We start from the raw sequence: 18,321 nt of genomic DNA, 5'->3' as shown, positions 1-18,321 counted from the left end.
TCAACCGGCGGCCCGTCTGCGTGCTGCCCCGTCGGTCCTGCTCCATCCGATCCTGCCCCGCGCCATCCGGACGCGCCAGACCGCAGCCGCCCCGTCGACGACCGGCGGCCCCGCACCGACGCCGCGGGTCGCACGGAGAGTTACCGATGGATCACGTAAACATTACAATATGATATAGATCATAGTCGTTTTGCCCGATTCATTAACTATTTGCACGAAGCTGCCGCATGTTGCGAGAGGGGAGGCATGCGGCCCGGGATCACCACGCGCTACGGTCGACACGAAGCACACGGGAATGCCAAACGGGCATGCCGCGCTTCGGACTGGACCGAGAAACCCGGGGAGATCATGGCGTTCGTCTTCATCAGTCACCGGGCCGCCGACGTCGCCACGGCGGAACGTCTCGGGCGTGCGGTCAACGCCGTCGGCCACGCGGTGCATCTCGATCGGTGGGAGGTGCGTATCGGCGACAGCGTGCCAATGTTCATGAACGAAACCCTGGCGACCGCGGACTTCCTCCTGCTCGGCCACTCGACCCTCGGCATTCATGCGCCGTGGGTCGCGCAGGAATTCCTTCCGGCGCTCGCCCTGGAACTCGCCGGCCGCGGCATCACATTGCTTCCCGCGGTGCTGTCGGGCACCGAGGCGCCGATGCGGATCGGCGGCCGGCCCTGCACCGATCTGACCGTCGACTGGGACCGCGGCGTCTCCGCCCTCCTGCGCGAGCTCGGCTGACCGCCGCGCCCTGCTGGCACGATCCTGGGATGCCCCGCCTGCCACGGCCCGCCGCCGCCCCCCAGCTCGCCGCCCCCCAGCCCGCGGGCACCCGGTCCGAAGACGCACAGCCCGAGGGCACCCGGTCCGCGGAAGCCAGCCGCGAGGACGCCCCCGATCCCGCGGGACTGCGGCGGGCCTACCAGGCCGGCCGGCTGGATCCCGACCAGCTCGCGACCACCTGGGTGGAGCAGTTCGCCCGCTGGTTCGCCGAGGCCGCCGGCGAGCACGGCGCGGCCGGGCTCCCCGAGGCCAACGCGGCGGTGTTCGCCACCGCGTCCGCCGCGGGCCAGCCAAGCGCGCGCACCGTGCTGCTGAAGGGTTTCGACCACAGAGGTCTGGTGATCTACACGAACTACACCTCCCGCAAGGGCCGGGAGAGCGCCGAGAACCCCTTCGGCTCCCTGGTCTTCCCCTGGTACGCGCTGCAGCGCCAGGTGGTCGTGATCGGCGCCGTCGAACGCGTCAGCCGGGCCGAGACCGAGCGCTACTTCACCTCCCGCCCGCGCGGCTCACAGCTCGGCGCGTGGGCCAGTCACCAGTCCGAGATCATCGAGTCCCGGGAGTCGCTGGACGCCCGCGCGGCGCGGCTCGCCGAGCGCTGGCCGCCGGGCACCCCGGTCCCCACGCCGCCGTTCTGGGGCGGGCTGCGCCTCGTGCCGCGGACGGTCGAGTTCTGGCAGGGGCGCACCGACCGACTACACGACCGCCTTCGCTACCGCCGCGCGGCCGAGGGAACGGACCTCTGGGTGGTCGAGCGCCTCTCGCCCTGAAGGCAGCGGCCGAGCACGTGAAGTGAAAACGGACTTTCCCGGATATCCCCGTCAACTCAGGCCGTCGGCGCAGCCGTCGACGTGCCGCCCGCCCGCCCGCGCGCGACGCCCTTGCCGGGCACGTGAACGCACGACGTCCGCCGCGGTCACACCTGATTTCGGAAACCGCCGGACATTGCGGGGAGAACCTGTGAACCAGCCATTGTTTGCCATTCTCCAGATCCGGGTGGCGCTGCCGGACGGTTTTCCGCCAACCCGGTCGGCGGTCCGTCCGGTCATCATCCGGCGGCCGACCGCGGGCCGGGGCCGGCCGAAATCGAAAACGCCCTTCCCGGTCCTGGACAGGCCGCGCGGAATCGCCCGCGACCGCCGATCGTCCGGGCGTCACCGACGCGCCGACCACGCGCCGACCTACGCGCCGACCTGGAGCGCCAGACCGGCGGAACCCAAGTTCGGATCCGCCGGACGTCACTACCTGTCACCGGCCGCGCGGCGGCGAGGACCTCGGCGTGGCGCCGGCGGCCGCCCACCGCGCGGCGCGGCCGGGACCGGGACCGGGGGTGCCGCGCGCACCACACGGACACCCGCACGAGGACGCCACCCGCCACAACGGTCCCGCTACCGCCAGACCCGGATGTATACGGATCTGCGCCGCATTGCTACCTTCAGCCCGGATCAAGATTGTCCCGTCGAGGCATTCCCGGCCCGGCAGACGTCGAGGAGACGGATTCATGCGCAGCACCAGAATGCGGGCGGCGGTGGTCGGCGTTCTCGGCGTGGCCGCGATCGCGCTGGCCACCCCGGCGTCCGCCAACCCGACGTCCTCCCCGTCAGCGCCGGCCGAGGGCAGCATCCTGTCCCCGACTCCCAGCCCCACCGCCGCGGCGACCAGTCCCAGCGCATCGCCCACCTCGCCGACCGACGGGCTGTTCGCCCCGCCGTCCCCGACGGCGACCGCCACCGGCCCCGCCGACGCGAGCGCGACCCCGATCCCCGGGCTCCTCGCCAGCGCCACGCCGAGCCCCGACGCGTCTGCCTCGGCGGCGACGACCCCGACCGCGACGGCGAGCCCGGCCGGCGGCGGTACCGGCGATGAGAACCTCGATCACTTCCTCGACCTGCTGCCGTTCAAGGTGCCGCTGGACAAGGAGATCAACGGCATCGAGGACATCGACCTCAACCCGCTCTTCCTCACCTTCACCTGCGACGGCACCGTGCCGTCCTGGAAGCTGAAGAACACCTCGGACAAGAGCTTCGGGTTCGGCTGGTTCGACACGGACCTCAAGGGCGGCATCCTCGACATCGGGCCGAAGCAGACGGTCGACATCCCGTCGAAGGCCCTCGCCGTCATCGGATCGCCCTGGGACGCCCAGACGAAGCTCCTGCTCGTGACCGTCCCGACGGTCGGCGTGTCGAACTGCGGCGGTCCGGCACCGACCACGCCGCCGGCCGGCCTCGCGATTCCCGCATCGCTGCCCGCCGCCGTGCCGGCCGCGCCCGCCGCCGTCCCCGTCACGCCGCACTACACCGGATGACCGCGATGAGCGGACGGCTGGGCGGATCCAGGACGGCGGCCGGGCTGTTGGCGGCCGCCGTCGGCTGTGCCGTGCTCACCGGCTGCGGCAGCGGCGGCGACGGCATGCAGAAGGCCGACACGAACCTCACGCCCCAGGTCCGCAGCCAGCTCGCCGCGATCGCCGGGCTCGGCCAGGGCCGCAGCACCGTGGTGACCGCCTCGGGCGCGAGCGTGGACGTCTACAGCGCGCCCACCGACAACCAGCCCTCCTCGACGCTGGCCAGCCCCAACGAGAACGGCGTCAAGCGGGTCTTCCTGGTCCAGGCGAAGATGCCCGGCTGGTGGCAGGTGCTGCTGCCGGTGCAGCCCAACGGCAGCGCCGGCTGGGTGCGCGCCGACCAGGTCAGCGCCTCCGAGACGCCGTACCGGCTGGTGGTGTCCCGCAGCCAGCATCTGCTGCGGGTGTTGAGCGACGGCAAGCAGATCGCGGCGGAGTCCGTCGCCATCGGCACTTCCGACACGCCGACTCCCGGCGGGCGCTTCTACCTGATGGAGCTGCTGCGCCCGCCGAACCCGAACGGGGCCTACGGACCGTATGCGTTCGGCCTGAGCGGCTTCTCGACGTCGATGAGCTCGTTCGACGGTCACAAGCCCGTCATCGGCATACACGGGACCAACGAGCCGAAGATGATCGGCAAGGACGTCAGCCATGGCTGCATCCGGATGACCAACGACGCGATCACCCGCCTGGCGCAGACCGTCCCCCTCGGCACGCCCGTCGACATCATCGCCTGACACCTGCCTGAGCAGCCCGCCGGACGGGTCGGGCGGGCGTGGCGCGCCCACGTGGGTTGCCCTCCACACCCCACGCCGGCGCGACCACCTCCGGCGGAGCCCGTCACTTCTCCGCCGGGCTTTGAGCGGGAGATCCCTGCCCACACACTCCCTGCCCAGGAACAAGGGTCGCCAATCACCACGGGTCGGATCCGCCGGACGCGACAACCGAGCTGTCGGATTCCCGACACGCGACACGCTTGCTTCCAAGCCCAGAACCGTCCGTGGCTAGCGCCGGCGGCGGGAACGGGCCGCCTCGTAGCGGGCCAGCGCCTCGCGGCGCTCGGCGGCGTGGTCGACCACCGGCGGCGGGTAGCCGTCGGGAGGTCCGTCCGGCAGCGTCCACGGCTCGTGCACCATCGCCCGTGGCACCTCCCGCAGCTGCGGGATCCACCGGCGCACGTACGTGCCGTCCGGGTCGTAGGAGCGGCCCTGGGACACCGGGTTGAACACCCGGAAGTACGGCGCGGCATCGGTGCCGGTGCCGGCCGTCCACTGCCAGCCGTGGTTGTTCGACGCCAGATCTCCGTCGACGAGGCGGTCGAGGAACCACCGCGCGCCGTGCGTCCAGTGCACGTGCAGGTCCTTGCACACGAACGACGCCTCGATCATCCGCACCCGGTTGGGCAGCCAGCCCTCGGCGAGCAGCTGGCGCATGCCCGCGTCGACGATGGGGAAGCCGGTCTCGCCCCACCGCCATCTGTCGAAGGCATCGCCGGGCGCCTCGTAGGACATCGTGGCCAGGGAGTCGGTCAGGTCCTCGCGCGCCGAGGCGGGGTTCGCCGCGAGGACGTCGGCGTAGAACTCGCGCCAGGCCAGTTCCGAGCGGAACTTCTCGGCGTCGACCGCCAGACCACCGCTGTGGCCGCTGTGGACTCCACGGCCGCTGTGGCCGCTGTCCGGGTCGGCGGCACGGGCGAGCTCGGCGAGGACGGTCCGCGGGTGGACGCAGCCGTACTTGAGGTAGGGCGACAGCCGGGAGGTGGTGTCCTCTCCGGGGATGTCCCGCCGCTTGGCGTAGCCGCGCAGCGGACCGTGCAGGAACTCGCCGAGCCGCTCGAGCGCGGCGGCCTCGCCCGCTGGTGGCAGTCGGACGTCACCGAGATCCGGATCGTCCGGGATGCCGTCGGACGGCCGGCGGGCCCATCGCACGCCGGTCGGCTCGGCCATCGGAGCCCGCCAGCCGTGCGCCGTCCAGGCCCGGTAGAACGGCGTGTAGACCCGGAACGGCGTGCCGCCCGCGGTGCGCAGCCGGCCGGGGGCGACCGCGTAGGGCGAGCCGGTACGGGCGAGCTCGCGGCCGTCCGCGCGCAGGGTGTGATCGACGGCGTCGTCACGGCGCCGCCCGTAGGGGCCGTGGTCCGCGGCCAGGTGCACGCGGTGGGCGTCCACCTCGCGGGCGACCGCGGGGACGACGCGCGCCGGATCCCCCGTGCGCACGCACAGCCGGCCGCCGAGGCGCTCATCCAGCTCACGCAGGCAGCGGTAGAGGAAGGCCGGGCGTACCGGACCGGCCGGGCGCCGCAGCGTGTCGTCGAGCACGAACAGGACGAGCACCTCGCCGCCGTCACGCACCGCCGCGCACAGGGCGGGATTGTCGCCGAGTCGCAGGTCGCGCCGCAGCCAGCAGACCGAGACCGTCATGCGACCCGACGCTAGCCGCCCTCGACCGACGGCCCGGGCAGGCCAGGCTGGCGACGACGCGCGGGCCCCCACCATTGTTGCTTTACGTCATCGCACAGCTACTTTTAGTTTATAGTTGGCCGCGTGGAGCTCACCGGCGCCATCGCTTGGGATCGCGGCGCGTCGGACGCCTGGTCGCGCATCGCCGAGACCAGCCCGAAGGTCGGGGTCTGTCTGGCGATCCTGATCGTCGGGGCACTGCTCGTCCGGATCGCCGCCCGGCTGCTGGCCGTCATCGCCGGCCGCTGCGGCGTGGACCGTGTGCTGGAGCGCGGCGGACTGCCGGCCCTGCTGCGCCGGCCCGCGGGCGAGATCCGCACCGGCGCGCTGCGCGCCCTGGCCGGACTCGGCCACCTCACTGTGCTGCGGGTCGCCGTGGGGGTGTTCGGGCCGAGCGCGGCCGGGTCCACCATCACCGAGCTGCTCATCCTGCTGCTGCACACCGCGGTGGCGATCATCGTCGTGCTGCTCGGCGTCAGCCTGGCCCGGCTGGCCCGCACCTTCGTGCGCGAGGCGCTGCGGGACCTGACCTACCGGCGAGCGGTCAGCGACACGGTCGCCGCAGTGATCGTGATCGCGTTCGGCAAGGCCGGACTGGACGAGGTCGGCCTCGCCACGTCGGTCACCACGCCCGTGCTGTGGGCGATCCTCGCCACTGTCGGCGGTGTGGTCGTGGTGGGCGTGGGCGGCGGACTGGTGCGACCCATGCAGCGGCGCTGGGAGGAGATCCTCGACCACGCCGAACAGAGCGCCGCCGCGGTCCGGCTGGCTCGTCACGGGGGCCAGCCCGGCCCCGAGCACCCGCCGGAACCGGCCCCCACGACAGGGCCCGTGAGTGACACGGCACACGAGGACGCCCGAGCCTCGATTCCCGCACCCGGTGAAGCGGCTCGTCCACGGCCTCCCGCCGCGCGGCCGATCGCGGCGTCCACTGCCACACACCGGCCGGCCGGTCCGGCACCCCCCGCCGCTCAGCCCCCTGCGAAGGGGCCCCGTAACCTGTGATCAGCTCCCGGATCTACCGTCTCGGGAGGACCAGTGGGTGTGCGTTAGGCGAACTACGGCGCGTTCGGCCCCCGGGTGGGGCACTCTGGGAGAGGACCGGACGATCGGACCGGCCGTCGACCTGAACCAACCCAGTCGCCCGGACGGGCGCTCGGCACAGCCAGGAGACCTGTCGATCGATCCCCCGACCGATCTTCGCGGCAGCGGCCCCAACAACGTCACGAGTGGCGAGCGGAGGGACATCTCGGTGGACGAGTTCTCGGACATGGAGCGTTCCCGGCTGCTCCTCGGCTGGTTGGCGGCACGGCGTGCGGTGGACAACTGTCTGTCCGACCTCCTCGCCGCCGGCCCCGCGGGTGAGCGCCGGGTGCGTGAGTCGCTGGCACTCGTGGACGATCTGGAGAGTCGCGCTCAGGAGGCGTTCGACCGCTACCGCACCGCGGCGGAGAACACCCCGCCCCCTGCGGCGCGGCCGGCCGCCGGGCGCTGGTCGCCCTCGTCCGCGACCGAGCGGCCACGACTCAATGTGGTCCGCGCCCCCGAGGGGGAGCTGGCTCGTAGCAGTCTGAACACGAAGGGTAATCAGCGGCACCGGTGACGCCCCCTGTGCGATCGGCGAGTCAGAATGGCCTGCGTGCCGGCCGTTCGTCGCCGCCGCGTCACCGCGGTCTGGCTCCTCACCTTCCTGGTCCCCGTGCTGCTCGCCGTGACCGGCTGTGGCGTCGTCGGTGGATCCCGTCGGGGCCATGTGGTCCCCGAGGCCACACCAGGTGCCACCCCCACCGTCGGGCCGGACACCTTCGAGCGATCAGGGCGCGGCTCCCCGGTCAGGATCACGCTGCCGCCGCCCGGTACGCCGACGCCCTACCCCCTGATCGTCGCGCTGCACAGCCTGCACTACGACGGCACCGATCCAAAGACGAACTGGGATCTCGACGGCCTCGCGCGGGCCGCGGGAGTCGCCGTCGTCTACCCCGACGGGATCGGCAAGTCGTGGAACGCCGGCACGTGCTGTGACATCGCGTCGGCCCGTCAGATCGACGACGTCGACTGGCTGCGCGCACTCGTCGCCCACCTGAGCGAGAAGTACCCGGTGGACCGGCGGCGGGTCAGCATGGTCGGGCTGTCCAACGGCGCCATGCTCGCCTACCGGTACGCCTGCGAGCACGGCGACGAACTCGCGGGCGTCGCCGTCGTCGCGGGCAGCCGTCAGGTCGCCCAGTGCCATCCCGCCGCGCCGCTCACCGTCGTGGCGGTGCACGGAGGCCAGGACGGGCATGTCCCCTATCTGGGCACGCCCTGGTCGCCCGTGCTGAACACGGCGATCACACCGGAGGAGGAGAGCCTGGCGCCGTTCCGCGCCGAGGATCGCTGCCCCGTGCCCAGCGCACCGGGCGATTCGGTGTTCACCGACTCGTACGGCGTGCCGTGGACCTTCACGCCGACAACCACCCCACCCGAGCCCGACGGCCTGGCCGCCGGCCTCGCGGTGCCCGGTGGCGCCCCGGCCACCAGCGCACCACCGACCGCCCTCACCCCGGCCACCGCGCCCGCGGCCGCCGGGCAGCCGCCGACCGGCCAGGCGAGCCTGCCCGCCGCCGCACCGACGGCAGGTGGACAGCCCGTGGCCGGACAGCCCGTGGCCGGACAGCCGGCGGGCGGCGGGCCGGTGGCGGTGCGACGGGAGACACGGTGCGGGTCGCCGGCGCGCGTCGTCCAGTTCCTGCTGCCCACGATGGCGCACGGCTGGCCGCCCACCACGGGACCGTCCAGGTTCGCCACCGCCGGGGTGCTCTGGAACCTGCTCTCGCCAGCGCGCTCCGCCCGGCCCGGACCGCGGATGTGACCGTGCCGGGGCCGCTCAGGCGGCCGGGGAGAACGACGACCGCAGGGCGCCCATCAGCGTGTTGAGACTCGCTGTCGCGCTGGTGGACACGCGGGCGATCAGGACGTAGACCGCACCGTTGGCCGGGATCGTCCGCATCAGGTACGACACCCGCTGGCCCTCACGGTCGTAGGAGCCCGCAAGCTCCTGGGTGGGCTGACCGCTGCTGTCGGTGGCGGGGCCGGAACGGTCCTTCGTCAGCCCGGACACCCCGTCGAACTCGCCTGCCTGGACCTTGGCCAGCGCGGCCGTGGCGTCGGCCCCGGCGATGCGGGCAACGCCGATCATCTGCGGACCGTAGTCGGCGGCCGCCGTGCCTGGCTCGCCATAGAAGATTCCGGTGTTGTCGCGGCGCTGCTTCCAGACCGGGGGGTGGGAGAACGTGGCCTTCTGCTGCGGATCGGTGTAGGCCACCCAGTCCGCCGGCACGGCGATCTGCCCGGCGGCCGGGGCCGCCGGCGCGGTGGCCGCCGTGCCCGCCGGGGACGGCGACGCGGCGGCACCAGGCGTCGCCGACGGAATCGGCCCGCTCGACGCCGTGCGCCCGCTCGGCCGGACCTTCTCCCACACCACGCCCGCGCCGACGCCGACGCCGAGCGCCACCGCCAGCACCACCATCGCCACGGCCAGGCGGCGCAGGAACGACATCGGCTCCGCGTCAGCATCGTCGTCGCGCCCCACCGGGCCACGACCGTCGACGAGGTCGTCACGCGCGTCCGCATCGTCGACGAGGTCAACCCGCCCCACGGAGACACCGCGCCCCGCGGAGCCATCGCGCCCCGCGGAGGCATCACGTTCCATGGCCGCGGTCAGCGGGCCGCCCGCACGGCGCGCCACGGGCCGACGCCTGCCGTCCTCCGGAGAGGGAGCCTCCGGCCGCCCACTGGTCATGGTGGCGGAGGGGTCCGCACGGCGTCCCGGGCCGGTCGGGCGCTCGGGGCGAGCGCCACCGCGGGCGAGCCCGGCGCTCCGGTCGAATCGGCCGGAGCGGTCCGGCCGATCGGAACGCTCGGGGTAGTCAGGGCGCTCGGGGTAGTCAGGGCGCTCGGGGTAGTCAGGGCGCTCGGGGTAGTCGGGGCGCTGTCCGGGTGACTCGTGGCGCCCGGTCCGGCCAGGATCGGTGCGGTCACCGGCGGCTGATCGGGACGCGGATCGACCACCACGGCGGCGCATGAGGCCCGTCTCATCGCCGGCTGGGGGACCGGGGCGCCGCGTCACCGCCTCGGGGCCGTCGGGTGGATAGGTGCCGTCCGAATCGTCGGAGCCCGCGAGACGGCCGGACCGCCCCGGGTGTCCAGACTGTCCGTGGCGGCCGCCGGCCGCACCCGGCCCGGTTCGACCCGCCCGCCCGGATCGGCCGGCACGGGGGCCGGTCGCCGGCGCGGCGCGGGCAGGCGAGGACTCCTCCCGGCCAGGCCCGGGCGCGTCGCCGTCGAAGCCCTGCGGTGTGGCGCCCTGGCCCGGCGGGATCGTGCGCCCGGCCGGGCCGGTACCGTCCGCTCGACCGGCCCCGCCCGCTCGACCGGCACCGGTCGGTGCGGCGGCGCGGCGCCCACCGGCCGGGGGGACGAGTGCCCTGCGGACCGAGGTGTTCCCGCCGATGCCTGCGCCCGTCGCCCCGGCGGGCCGACCGGGCAGCGGTCCGCCGGCCCCGGACCGTTCCCGCGGCGCCCGGGCATCCGGTCCGTGATAGGCCTCACGGGGGTCCCGGCCGCGCGGATCGGGATAGCCGGGCTGCTGACCCTGATATTCGACCGGAGCGCCGCGGCCGCCCGGTCCGGCGTACCCCGCCGCGTCGTCGTAGTCCGCGCCACGCCCGTACCCGGGCGAGGACGGGTAGCCGTCGGGCGCCGGGCGGCCTCGAGAGCCCTGGTTGCCGCCGGCGGCCGGAGAGTCGCCGGGAGGCGGATAGCCGTCGGCGGGCGGATAGCCGCCGGCGGGCGGATAGCCGTCGGCGGGCGGATAGCCGTCGGCGGGCGGATAGCCGTCGGCGGGCGGATAGCCGTCGGCGGGCGGATAGCCGTCAGGAGGCCGGTGGCCGCTCGCGGGCGGATAGCCGCCGGGGCCCGGAGAGTCTGGATATCCCGCCGGTGCGTAGCCGGACGGTGCCGGGTAGCCCCCGGGGCCGGCGCGGCCTCCCGCTGGACCGCGGCCGCGATCGCGGCCAGGACCCCGGCCGTCTGCGTCGTCGTCGTTCCACTCGGCCCGTCGCGCACCGTCCGTCACCAGACGACCTCCGATCCCGAGCCCCACGCGCATCCGTTCGTCCCACCGGTGTACCACGGTTTTGCCGGGACGTTGCGCGCGCCTAGTTGACAGCGGCCCATCGGGGACATAGAGGGCTGGTCGGATCCCTCCGACGTGCGCCGATATCCTCCCATGGCACACCAGCAGCCTGTAGGGGGGAGAGCGTTGATGAAGGGCTTCAAGCAGTTCCTCATGCGCGGGAACGTGGTCGACCTGGCTGTGGCCGTGGTCATCGGCACCGCGTTCACCGCCGTGGTGACGTCCCTGGTGCAGAACATCTTCACGCCACTGATCGCCGCGATCTTCGGCAAGCCGGACTTCTCGTCACTCACGTTCAAGATCAACGGAAGCGTCTTCCGTTACGGCGCGTTCCTCAACAGCGTGATCGCCTTCCTGTCGGTGGCAACCGTGATCTACTTCGTGGTGGTCCTTCCGCTGAGGACCATCAACGAGCGGCGCGCCCGGGGCCAGGTCCCGCCTGAGGAGGACCCCGTGCTGACCGACGAGGCCCGGCTGCTCACCGAGATCCGTGATCTACTAGCGGTGCGCCAGACCAACTCCTGAGCCGATCGGACCCGTTGGCCGCCGTTGGTTGCGCGGGTCGGTCGCTTACCGGAACGTTGGTCGGTATTCAGGAATCGCTCAGGCTCGCAAGGGAAAGTGCCTACCATGACACCGCGTCCCCCCTTCAGCGACAGCGCCGATGACGCCCGCCCGGGCAGCGGCCGGGAGGGGTCCGGTGCCGGGCACGACTCGCCGTCCCCCTGGGCCCCACCCGCCGAAGGCGTCTTCGGGTCGCAGGCAGAACAGCCTCACCCGGCCGCCGGTCCCAGCTCCCCCGCGCCCGACCACCGTCCCGGCGGCCCGCCGGTGCCCTTCGGTGGTCCACCGCCCCCGCCTGCCCGCCCGATCACGGGCCCGAGCCAGCCGGTTCCCTTCAGCGGGACGCCCGGCAGCGGTCCCTACGGGCCGCCGCCCGGCGGTAGCGGTCCCTTCGGGCCGCCGACCGGTGGGCCGCCGACCGGCGGCCAGCCGTGGCCAGGTCCGTGGGGGCCCGCCGGCGCCGAGTCCGGGCCGGGCGTCGCCGGGGCCGGGGGCGTTCCGCCGACCAGCCAGTTCCCGCCCGGTGGCCCGGGCGGGCCCTACGGCGGTCGGCTCGCGGCGGCGGGATCCGGGTCGGTCGCCCTGCGCCGGCGGCGGCTGGTGGCAGGCGGACTCGCCATCGCCCTGGTCTCGGCCGGCATCGGTGGTGGCGTCGGCGCCCTGGTCGCCGGGGACGACGGCGGAAAGACCGTCGTGACCTCCGCCGGGCTGGAGCGCAGCACCTCCACCGCTGGCGGCACGTCCCCCGCCGCGGCGGGCACCGTGGCGGCGGCGGCGAAGAAGATCCTGCCGAGCGTGGTGACGATCTCGGAGGAGTCCAGCAGCGAGTCCGGCACCGGCTCCGGCACGATCATCCGCGCCGACGGGCATATCCTGACGAACAACCACGTCGTGTCGGGCGCGTCGGACGGCGGCACGCTGACGGTCACCCTGCAGGACGGCCGCACCTTTGACGCACGGGTCGTAGCCACCGACCCGAGCTCCGACCTCGCCGTCATCAAGATCGATGCCACGGGGCTCCCCGCGGCGACGTTCGGCAACTCCGACGCGTTGAACATCGGCGAGCTGGTGGTCGCGGTGGGCAGCCCGCTCGGCCTGAACGGAACGGTGACCTCCGGCATCGTCAGCGCCATGCACCGACCGGTGCGTACCGGCGACTCGACCGTGCAGGACCAGCAGAACACGGTCCTCGACGCGATCCAGACCGACGCACCCATCAACCCGGGTAACTCCGGCGGCCCGCTGGTCAACAGCCGCGGCGAGATCATCGGGGTGAACAGCGCGATCGCGACCGTCGGCGGTGGTGGCGGCAGCCCGTTCGGCGGCAGTCAGCAGTCCGGCAACATCGGCGTCGGCTTCGCGATCCCCGGCAACTACGCCGAGTCCGTCGCGACCCAGCTGATCACCTCCGGCCGCGCGCAGCACCCGTACCTGGGGGTCACCGCGTCGACCGCGGACGAGAACAGCCGCTCGACCGCTGCCAGCGGCAGTGGCGCGCAGATCCGATCGATGGTGCGTGGCGGGCCGGCGGAAAGCGCCGGCCTGCAGGCCGGCGACGTCATCACCAAGCTCGGCGGCCGGGCGGTCAGCGATGTCGACTCTCTGATCGCGGCGGTGCGCTCCCACGCCATCGGGGATGAGGTCGAGGTGACGTACATCCGCAGCGGGCAGTCCACGACCGCGAAGGCGAAGCTCGCGCTCCAGCCGCCGACATCCTGATCGTCGTCGTCCAGATCATCACCGTCCGTCGGGCTTCGACCTCGACATACCGGTCACGAGGCAATCATGTGTCGATCCCGCCGCGGGTCGCGAATGGCCCGGTGGATGCGGAACGCCTGCTCCGTCGGATCGGTGACACAATTTGATCCGCCACCCGCTGACGGACTATTGTCCGCTTGCTTTTCTGACTAGTCCGTCGGCGGGCCAAGGGCTCGACGCACGCGCTGGAGCCAGGAGCGAACTAGTCATACTCCGACAAACGCGCACTAAACACTGCGGGCTTTTACGGTCAAGCGATACCGGCTGTCGAATCGACGACAACAAAATCCTCACAACGTTCACCCGTTAGCGAGTCCCGGCTCCTAGCATTGGCCCCACCACCCGATCCGGGCCCGCTGCTAGTCCTCCGGGGAGAAGCGAGAGTATGGACGACGACGCGGACCTCGTGGCCCGTGTCCGCCGCGGTGATCGGCAGGCGTTCGACGACCTCTACGATCTCTACGCGGACGATGTCTTCTCCATGTGTCTGCTGATCCTCGGGGATCCCACGGTCGCCCGCGCGGCCGCAGGCACCGCGTTCGCCCTGGTCGCCAGAACCCGCCTCAATCCGCTGAGCAACCCCGCCGGTCTGCGGTCATGGCTGCTGGAGCTCGCCCGGGGAAGCGCGCTGGCCTGGTCAGGTTCGCCCCAGGCTCGCAGCATCCCGGTGCCGCACGGGGTGCCACCGGAGGAGCTGCTCGTCGGAGCGGTGGTACCCGCCCCCGCCAGCCTGCGGGTCGGCCTGGCCCGCACCTTCGACCGCGCCGCCACCGTCGCCGAGGCCGCCGCGACCGCGGCGGCCAACCGCCGCGCCGCCGCGACGGCGCCAGACGCGGAAGCGGTGGCGAGGTCCGCGGCGAGGGTCAGCCTCGTCAAGGCTGCAGCCGCGGCCGATACTGCTGGTGCGGCCGAGTCCGCCGAGGCCCCTCCGGTCCGCGTTCGCGCGGCGCCCCTGGCGCTGCTGCGGATGGACGCGGACGCCGGCTCCGAGACCAGCCCAGGCGGCGATGCGGTCGCCGCCGGCGCGGCCGCCGCGGTTCGCGGCACGCCCGACTGGCGCAGCCGGCCGGCGATGGCCGCGGCGGCCGCGGTCGTCGTCGCGGTAGCCGGCCTGACCGCCGCGATGAACTGGCCGTCCTCCGATCCCCGGCTGGTGTCGGAGGCCAGCGTGGCGATCGTGAACCCGCAGCCCACACTGCCCGCGGCCCGCCCCGCCACCCCGCCCGCCGCCCCGAGCGGCCGCGCCCTCGTCGCCCCGGGCCTCGTTCCCACCGTGGCCGGCGCCTACACCAGCCGGGACGACGGGCCGCGCGCGGTCCAACCGCGGCTCGTGGAGCAGATCGCGCACGACGTGCGCCGACTCGAGCCCACGCCCGCGAACGCCGCCAGCGAGCCACACCCGGCGTCCACTGCCCTCCCTGCGGTTCCGAGCTCCCCCGCCCGGCCGTCCACCCCGTTCCTGCCCGCCTCCCCCGCGCCTGCCTCCACCGCGCCGACCGTCACCGCCCCGCCGGTCATCACCATGCCGCCGATCATCACGCCGACGGTCCCGGGCACGGGCTCGCCCGGCACGGGCATCACCGTCCCGCCCCCCGTCCATGCGCCGCCCTCCACCTCGGGCGCGCCGCTGCCGACGACCCCCGCACTCCCCAGCTCTTCGCCGCCAGCCAGCTCCCCCGCGGCCAGCTCCCGGTCGAGCGCACCGCAGTCACCGCCCGCCGCCGGGCCGACGGCCAACCCCACGAGCGGAGCCAGCACCCCCAGCCCGGCTCCGACGTCCGGAAAGACCTCCGCGAACGCGTCCCCGGTGTCCGTCTGACGCCAGCTCGGACGCCCGCGGGGACAGAGCGGGCGTCGCGCGGGCTCACCGCACGGTGTAGAAGAGCGTGGTCACGTACTGATCGAAGTCGTTCAGGCGGAGGGTCAGCCGAAGCTGCCATTTCCCCGCCAACGGTGCCTGGATGCGGTCGCTGCGGGCGTGCCCGACTTCGGCAAGATCAAGTGGTACCTCAAACGGTCCCAGATCCGCGGTGGGAAGTGACAGCTCCGCCGTCGCCGCGACCAGCTTCTGCGGCTTCCCGGTCGGCGCCTGGGCATACACATCGACGGACTCCGTACCCACCCGGGTCGGCGCGACCCGCACCTTCACCGTCATCGGCCCGGCGATGGCGGTGCCGGTGAACGGCGGTGCATAACTGGTCCGTGCGGGAACCATGTTGACCAGCGCCGCCGTCATTCCCAGCACGACCGCACCGACTCCCAGCTCGAACACCACCCCACGCCGCAGTCCTGCCAGCGCGGCGGCGCCCGGCGCGGCATCGCTGCCCGCGTCGTCGCCGAAGTGCTGCCGAACCCACCGCTGCGCCAGGCCGCCGATCGCGAGCATTCCCACGACGGCCCAGACCTTGTAAAGCAGCATCCGGCCATAACTCGTGTCAATCACGGCGGGAAGCGTTCCGATCTCCCGCCAGCTCTGGAACAGGCCGCTGAGCACGATCGCGATCACCGCCCCCATGGCGAGCCTGGACCACCGCGGCAGGACGATCGCCAGCTCCCGCACCGTCGCCTGCCTGATCAACACCAGCGCGATGACCGTCAGGCCGCCGATCCAGATCGACATGCCGATCACATGCAGCGTGAGGCTGACGACCGCCAGTCCCACCAGGTCGCCCGCACTGCCGTGGCCGATCGCGGCGAGGCTGATGGCCACCGCAAGCCCGAGCATGGCGAGCTCTCCCCGCCGCCAGGCATCGAGCGTCCCCATCCGCACGGCGCGACGCAGCAGCGGCGCGGCGAGCATCAGTGCCAGGAGCCGTACCAGCAGCAGGTGCCCATACCTCTCCTCCACCGTCGCCGACAGCACCGACCACCGCACGACTCCACCGAGACCAAGCCCGGCCGCGTAGGGGCCCTGCAGGAGTAGCTGGGCGACCGCGTCAACCGCAGTGAGCCCCCAGGCCGCAGCGACCAGCCGCCCCAAGCCCGCGGCGCGGAAACCGCTCGGCCAGAGAACCGCCAGGAACACGCAGCTCCCCAGCAGCACGCCGATCCCCACATAACCAAGGAAGCGCGCCGCCCCGAACAGGAAACCGACCACGGGCGAACCCGCGGTGTCACCCTCGGCATGCGCGGCGCCCGCCGCCGGCGGCCCACCAATGCCGAACGCGAACGCACCTGACACCGGATGGCTGTCAGCGGAGATCATCCGCCAACTCACCACATACGTACCGGCGGGGAGCGCGGGGCGCAGCGAGACGGCGGCCTGGGATGCCTTCGCCCCCGGACCGGCATGTCCATCGTCGACCCTGCGCCCAGCCCCGTCGATCACGCGGATCGAATCTCTCGGCACCCTGACCGACTCGCTGTAACTGAGAACGATCTTCGCCGGTGAGGTCCGCAACGCCGCTCCGTCCACCGGATCGCTCCCGGTCAGAAGGGCGTGCGCGGAGGCGGGCGCGACTCCGAGGCCAAGGACGATCGAGGCGATGGCCATGGAGGCCAACGCCCCGATCACGACGAGCAGTCTTCGCACGGGCACTACCCCCGCCGCCGCGCGCGGCCCAGTCCGAAGGCACCGGCGGTCAGGCCCAGCGCTCCCACCGCGATGCCGACGATGCCCAGCGCACGCGCCGTGCTGTCATCGCCGCCGCCAGTCGACGGCCCCCCCGCGGCTTCACCGGCACCGCTGGCTGTGGTGGCGGCGACCGGGGTCGCGCCTGCCGATGCCCCACTGCCAGTCGTCCCCGAGGTGACGGTCAGCGACGGCGCCGGGTGCTCCGGCTCCCCGGCTCCGGGCTGAGGCACGTCCACCCAGCGCACGACATCGCCGTTGGAATAGGTCTGCAGGGTCTTGAACGCGAGCGCACCAGCACGGTCCGGCAGCGGACCGGCCGAGATCATGAAGGTGTCGAACTCGCCAGGTCTGATACCCGGACTACCGGGCGTGGCGGTCCACGTGATCCGGGTGACGACCTCGCTGACCACACCGTCATCGGTGCGCAACGGAGTGGCCGGTCTTCCCTTGGTGACCTTGTAGGTCCATCCCTCCTTCGGCTGCACGGACACGGAGGCAATCGGACTGTCCGCCGGGAACTGCACGTCGACACCAGTCGTCGATGCGTTGTCCTCCTCGGCCGGAACCTTGAGCGACAGAGTCGTGTAGCTCCCCGCCTGCGCCGTGGTCGGCTGCAGCGTCACATGCGCGGACGCCGGCAGCACCGTGGCAGCCAGGGTGGCTCCCGCGACGGCGGCCAGAACTCCGGCACGCGAAAGAAAGCGGTGCATGAGAATCCCCTCCCAGAAACACCGAAGCACAGCAGAAGAACGCCTCGGTAACGCACCCGAGCCGGAGGAGATCCTGCTGCCGGCGGGCGTCAGCGCACGGTTCGAGGCATGCCGCGTCGCAGCGCCGTCCAGTCGACCTCCGGCCATGCCCAGGGTGGTCCGCGTCGTCGCGCGCTGCGTCCCAACGGCCGGGAGTGGGCTCTGGGGGGCCGGCGCCGACAACCGATCTTGACTACTGGCGCCACCGGCGGCGCCGCAGGCTCGGTCGCCGGCAGAAGCAGCACGACGAGCAATGAGCCGGGACGCAGCCGGGTCGCCGACCACAGCGCCCGCTCGGCCCGTCGCAGCGACAGCGAGACCGCCAAGCCCGCAGCCATATGGGCCAGGAACATCTGACTGTCCACCGAACAGCGCAGACATGCCAGGTGTACGTGCGGATGCGCGAGGAGGAAGGCCATATGGAGGAGCACCTGAGCCGCGGCCACGCCCGACACCATCGCCGTCAGGCTCCGCTCTCGGCCGCCCAGGCCGAAGGCCACGCGGGTGAGCAGGAGGAACGACACGGCGGTGATCCCGAAACCAGGCCGCCCGGCGCCACCCATCAGGTGTGCCAACCAGGCCAGGCAGACGGAAGACGCGGCGAAGGTGCCCGCTCGCCCGAGGCGGGCCGTACCCCCGCTCACCGGCCAGCCGCTGCTCACAGGGACCAAGCTTGCCATGCCCGGCCAACCGACCGCCACAACCGGCAACGTCGTCAATCTGCCAGTCGACCTGCCATCGGACATGACGAACCTTCAGGCGAAGGCGCGTATGTCAGCCGATCAGACTCCTCGTGTCCATTCACGGGTGCGCAGGGGTAGCCCGCTGACCTTGGGGTTTGTGTTGCGGGGACGCGCTGTGGTCGTTGCTTGATCCTGGTGGTTGGGCGTGGATGATCAGAGCTGTGGCTGAGTCGTCCG

The 18,321-nt window shown here is 72.8% G+C and carries 15 protein-coding genes; 10 read left to right on the top strand and 5 right to left on the bottom strand.

Features of this window, described 5'->3' with window-relative positions; genetic code table 11:
* Positions 1 to 246: 246 nt before the first annotated feature.
* The 4 genes from AC6EXY_RS22930 to AC6EXY_RS22915 all read left to right on the top strand — a co-directional run bounded on the left by AC6EXY_RS22930 (position 247) and on the right by AC6EXY_RS22915 (position 3,858).
* Entirely contained in the window at positions 247 to 735 is a 489-nt protein-coding gene (locus tag AC6EXY_RS22930; protein WP_243407352.1) for a toll/interleukin-1 receptor domain-containing protein, read from the top strand.
* Between the two features lie 29 nt (positions 736 to 764).
* The gene (gene pdxH / locus AC6EXY_RS22925; protein WP_499818123.1) at positions 765 to 1,547 is read left to right on the top strand and encodes a pyridoxamine 5'-phosphate oxidase; all 783 of its coding nucleotides are present in this window, start codon (positions 765 to 767) and stop codon (positions 1,545 to 1,547) included.
* A gap of 731 nt (positions 1,548 to 2,278) precedes the next feature.
* A complete protein-coding gene (locus AC6EXY_RS22920; RefSeq protein WP_101831789.1) occupies positions 2,279 to 3,082 on the top strand; it encodes a hypothetical protein in 804 nt (267 codons plus the stop codon).
* 5 nt (positions 3,083 to 3,087) lie between these two features.
* On the top strand, positions 3,088 to 3,858 hold the full coding sequence (locus tag AC6EXY_RS22915; RefSeq protein WP_101831790.1) for a L,D-transpeptidase: 771 nt from the start codon (positions 3,088 to 3,090) through the stop codon (positions 3,856 to 3,858).
* A 267-nt stretch (positions 3,859 to 4,125) separates the two neighbouring features.
* On the opposite strand, the gene AC6EXY_RS22910 is transcribed toward AC6EXY_RS22915, so the two are convergent.
* A complete protein-coding gene (locus tag AC6EXY_RS22910) occupies positions 4,126 to 5,541 on the bottom strand; it encodes a cryptochrome/photolyase family protein (protein ID WP_101831791.1) in 1,416 nt (471 codons plus the stop codon).
* A gap of 123 nt (positions 5,542 to 5,664) precedes the next feature.
* On the opposite strand from AC6EXY_RS22910, the gene AC6EXY_RS22905 reads away from it, so the two are divergent.
* The 3 genes from AC6EXY_RS22905 to AC6EXY_RS22895 all read left to right on the top strand — a co-directional run bounded on the left by AC6EXY_RS22905 (position 5,665) and on the right by AC6EXY_RS22895 (position 8,431).
* Complete coding sequence (locus AC6EXY_RS22905) at positions 5,665 to 6,585, top strand: mechanosensitive ion channel family protein (RefSeq protein ID WP_243407486.1); 921 nt, start codon at positions 5,665 to 5,667, stop codon at positions 6,583 to 6,585.
* A gap of 247 nt (positions 6,586 to 6,832) precedes the next feature.
* Entirely contained in the window at positions 6,833 to 7,183 is a 351-nt protein-coding gene (locus tag AC6EXY_RS22900; protein ID WP_101831793.1) for a hypothetical protein, read from the top strand.
* A gap of 27 nt (positions 7,184 to 7,210) precedes the next feature.
* Positions 7,211 to 8,431 carry a CE1 family esterase gene (locus tag AC6EXY_RS22895; RefSeq protein ID WP_499818124.1) on the top strand — a complete coding sequence of 407 codons (1,221 nt, stop codon included), beginning with the start codon at positions 7,211 to 7,213 and terminating at the stop codon, positions 8,429 to 8,431.
* A gap of 15 nt (positions 8,432 to 8,446) precedes the next feature.
* Here the strand turns inward: AC6EXY_RS22895 and AC6EXY_RS22890 are convergent, their stop codons facing one another.
* Positions 8,447 to 10,696 carry a hypothetical protein gene (locus AC6EXY_RS22890; RefSeq protein WP_499818125.1) on the bottom strand — a complete coding sequence of 750 codons (2,250 nt, stop codon included), beginning with the start codon at positions 10,694 to 10,696 and terminating at the stop codon, positions 8,447 to 8,449.
* A gap of 189 nt (positions 10,697 to 10,885) precedes the next feature.
* Between AC6EXY_RS22890 and mscL the strand changes: the two genes are divergently transcribed.
* From mscL to AC6EXY_RS22875, 3 genes are all read left to right on the top strand, one after another.
* The gene (gene mscL / locus AC6EXY_RS22885; protein WP_101831795.1) at positions 10,886 to 11,281 is read left to right on the top strand and encodes a large conductance mechanosensitive channel protein MscL; all 396 of its coding nucleotides are present in this window, start codon (positions 10,886 to 10,888) and stop codon (positions 11,279 to 11,281) included.
* Positions 11,282 to 11,386: 105 nt separating this feature from the next.
* Entirely contained in the window at positions 11,387 to 13,039 is a 1,653-nt protein-coding gene (locus AC6EXY_RS22880) for a S1C family serine protease (RefSeq protein ID WP_499818126.1), read from the top strand.
* Between the two features lie 424 nt (positions 13,040 to 13,463).
* On the top strand, positions 13,464 to 14,897 hold the full coding sequence (locus AC6EXY_RS22875; RefSeq protein ID WP_499818127.1) for an RNA polymerase subunit sigma-24: 1,434 nt from the start codon (positions 13,464 to 13,466) through the stop codon (positions 14,895 to 14,897).
* A 45-nt stretch (positions 14,898 to 14,942) separates the two neighbouring features.
* On the opposite strand, the gene AC6EXY_RS22870 is transcribed toward AC6EXY_RS22875, so the two are convergent.
* From AC6EXY_RS22870 to AC6EXY_RS22860, 3 genes are all read right to left on the bottom strand, one after another.
* Positions 14,943 to 16,616 carry a copper resistance CopC/CopD family protein gene (locus tag AC6EXY_RS22870; RefSeq protein WP_499842403.1) on the bottom strand — a complete coding sequence of 558 codons (1,674 nt, stop codon included), beginning with the start codon at positions 16,614 to 16,616 and terminating at the stop codon, positions 14,943 to 14,945.
* Positions 16,616 to 17,362 carry a YcnI family copper-binding membrane protein gene (locus tag AC6EXY_RS22865; RefSeq protein WP_101831984.1) on the bottom strand — a complete coding sequence of 249 codons (747 nt, stop codon included), beginning with the start codon at positions 17,360 to 17,362 and terminating at the stop codon, positions 16,616 to 16,618. Before AC6EXY_RS22865 ends, AC6EXY_RS22870 begins: the two co-directional genes overlap by 1 nt.
* A gap of 89 nt (positions 17,363 to 17,451) precedes the next feature.
* Complete coding sequence (locus AC6EXY_RS22860) at positions 17,452 to 17,925, bottom strand: hypothetical protein (RefSeq protein WP_243407536.1); 474 nt, start codon at positions 17,923 to 17,925, stop codon at positions 17,452 to 17,454.
* Positions 17,926 to 18,321 lie beyond the last annotated feature (396 nt).

Source organism: Frankia sp. RB5 (assembly GCF_059816245.1).
The sequence above is the reverse complement of the archived record's forward strand: the minus strand, read 5'-3'. Positions and strand labels throughout refer to the sequence as shown.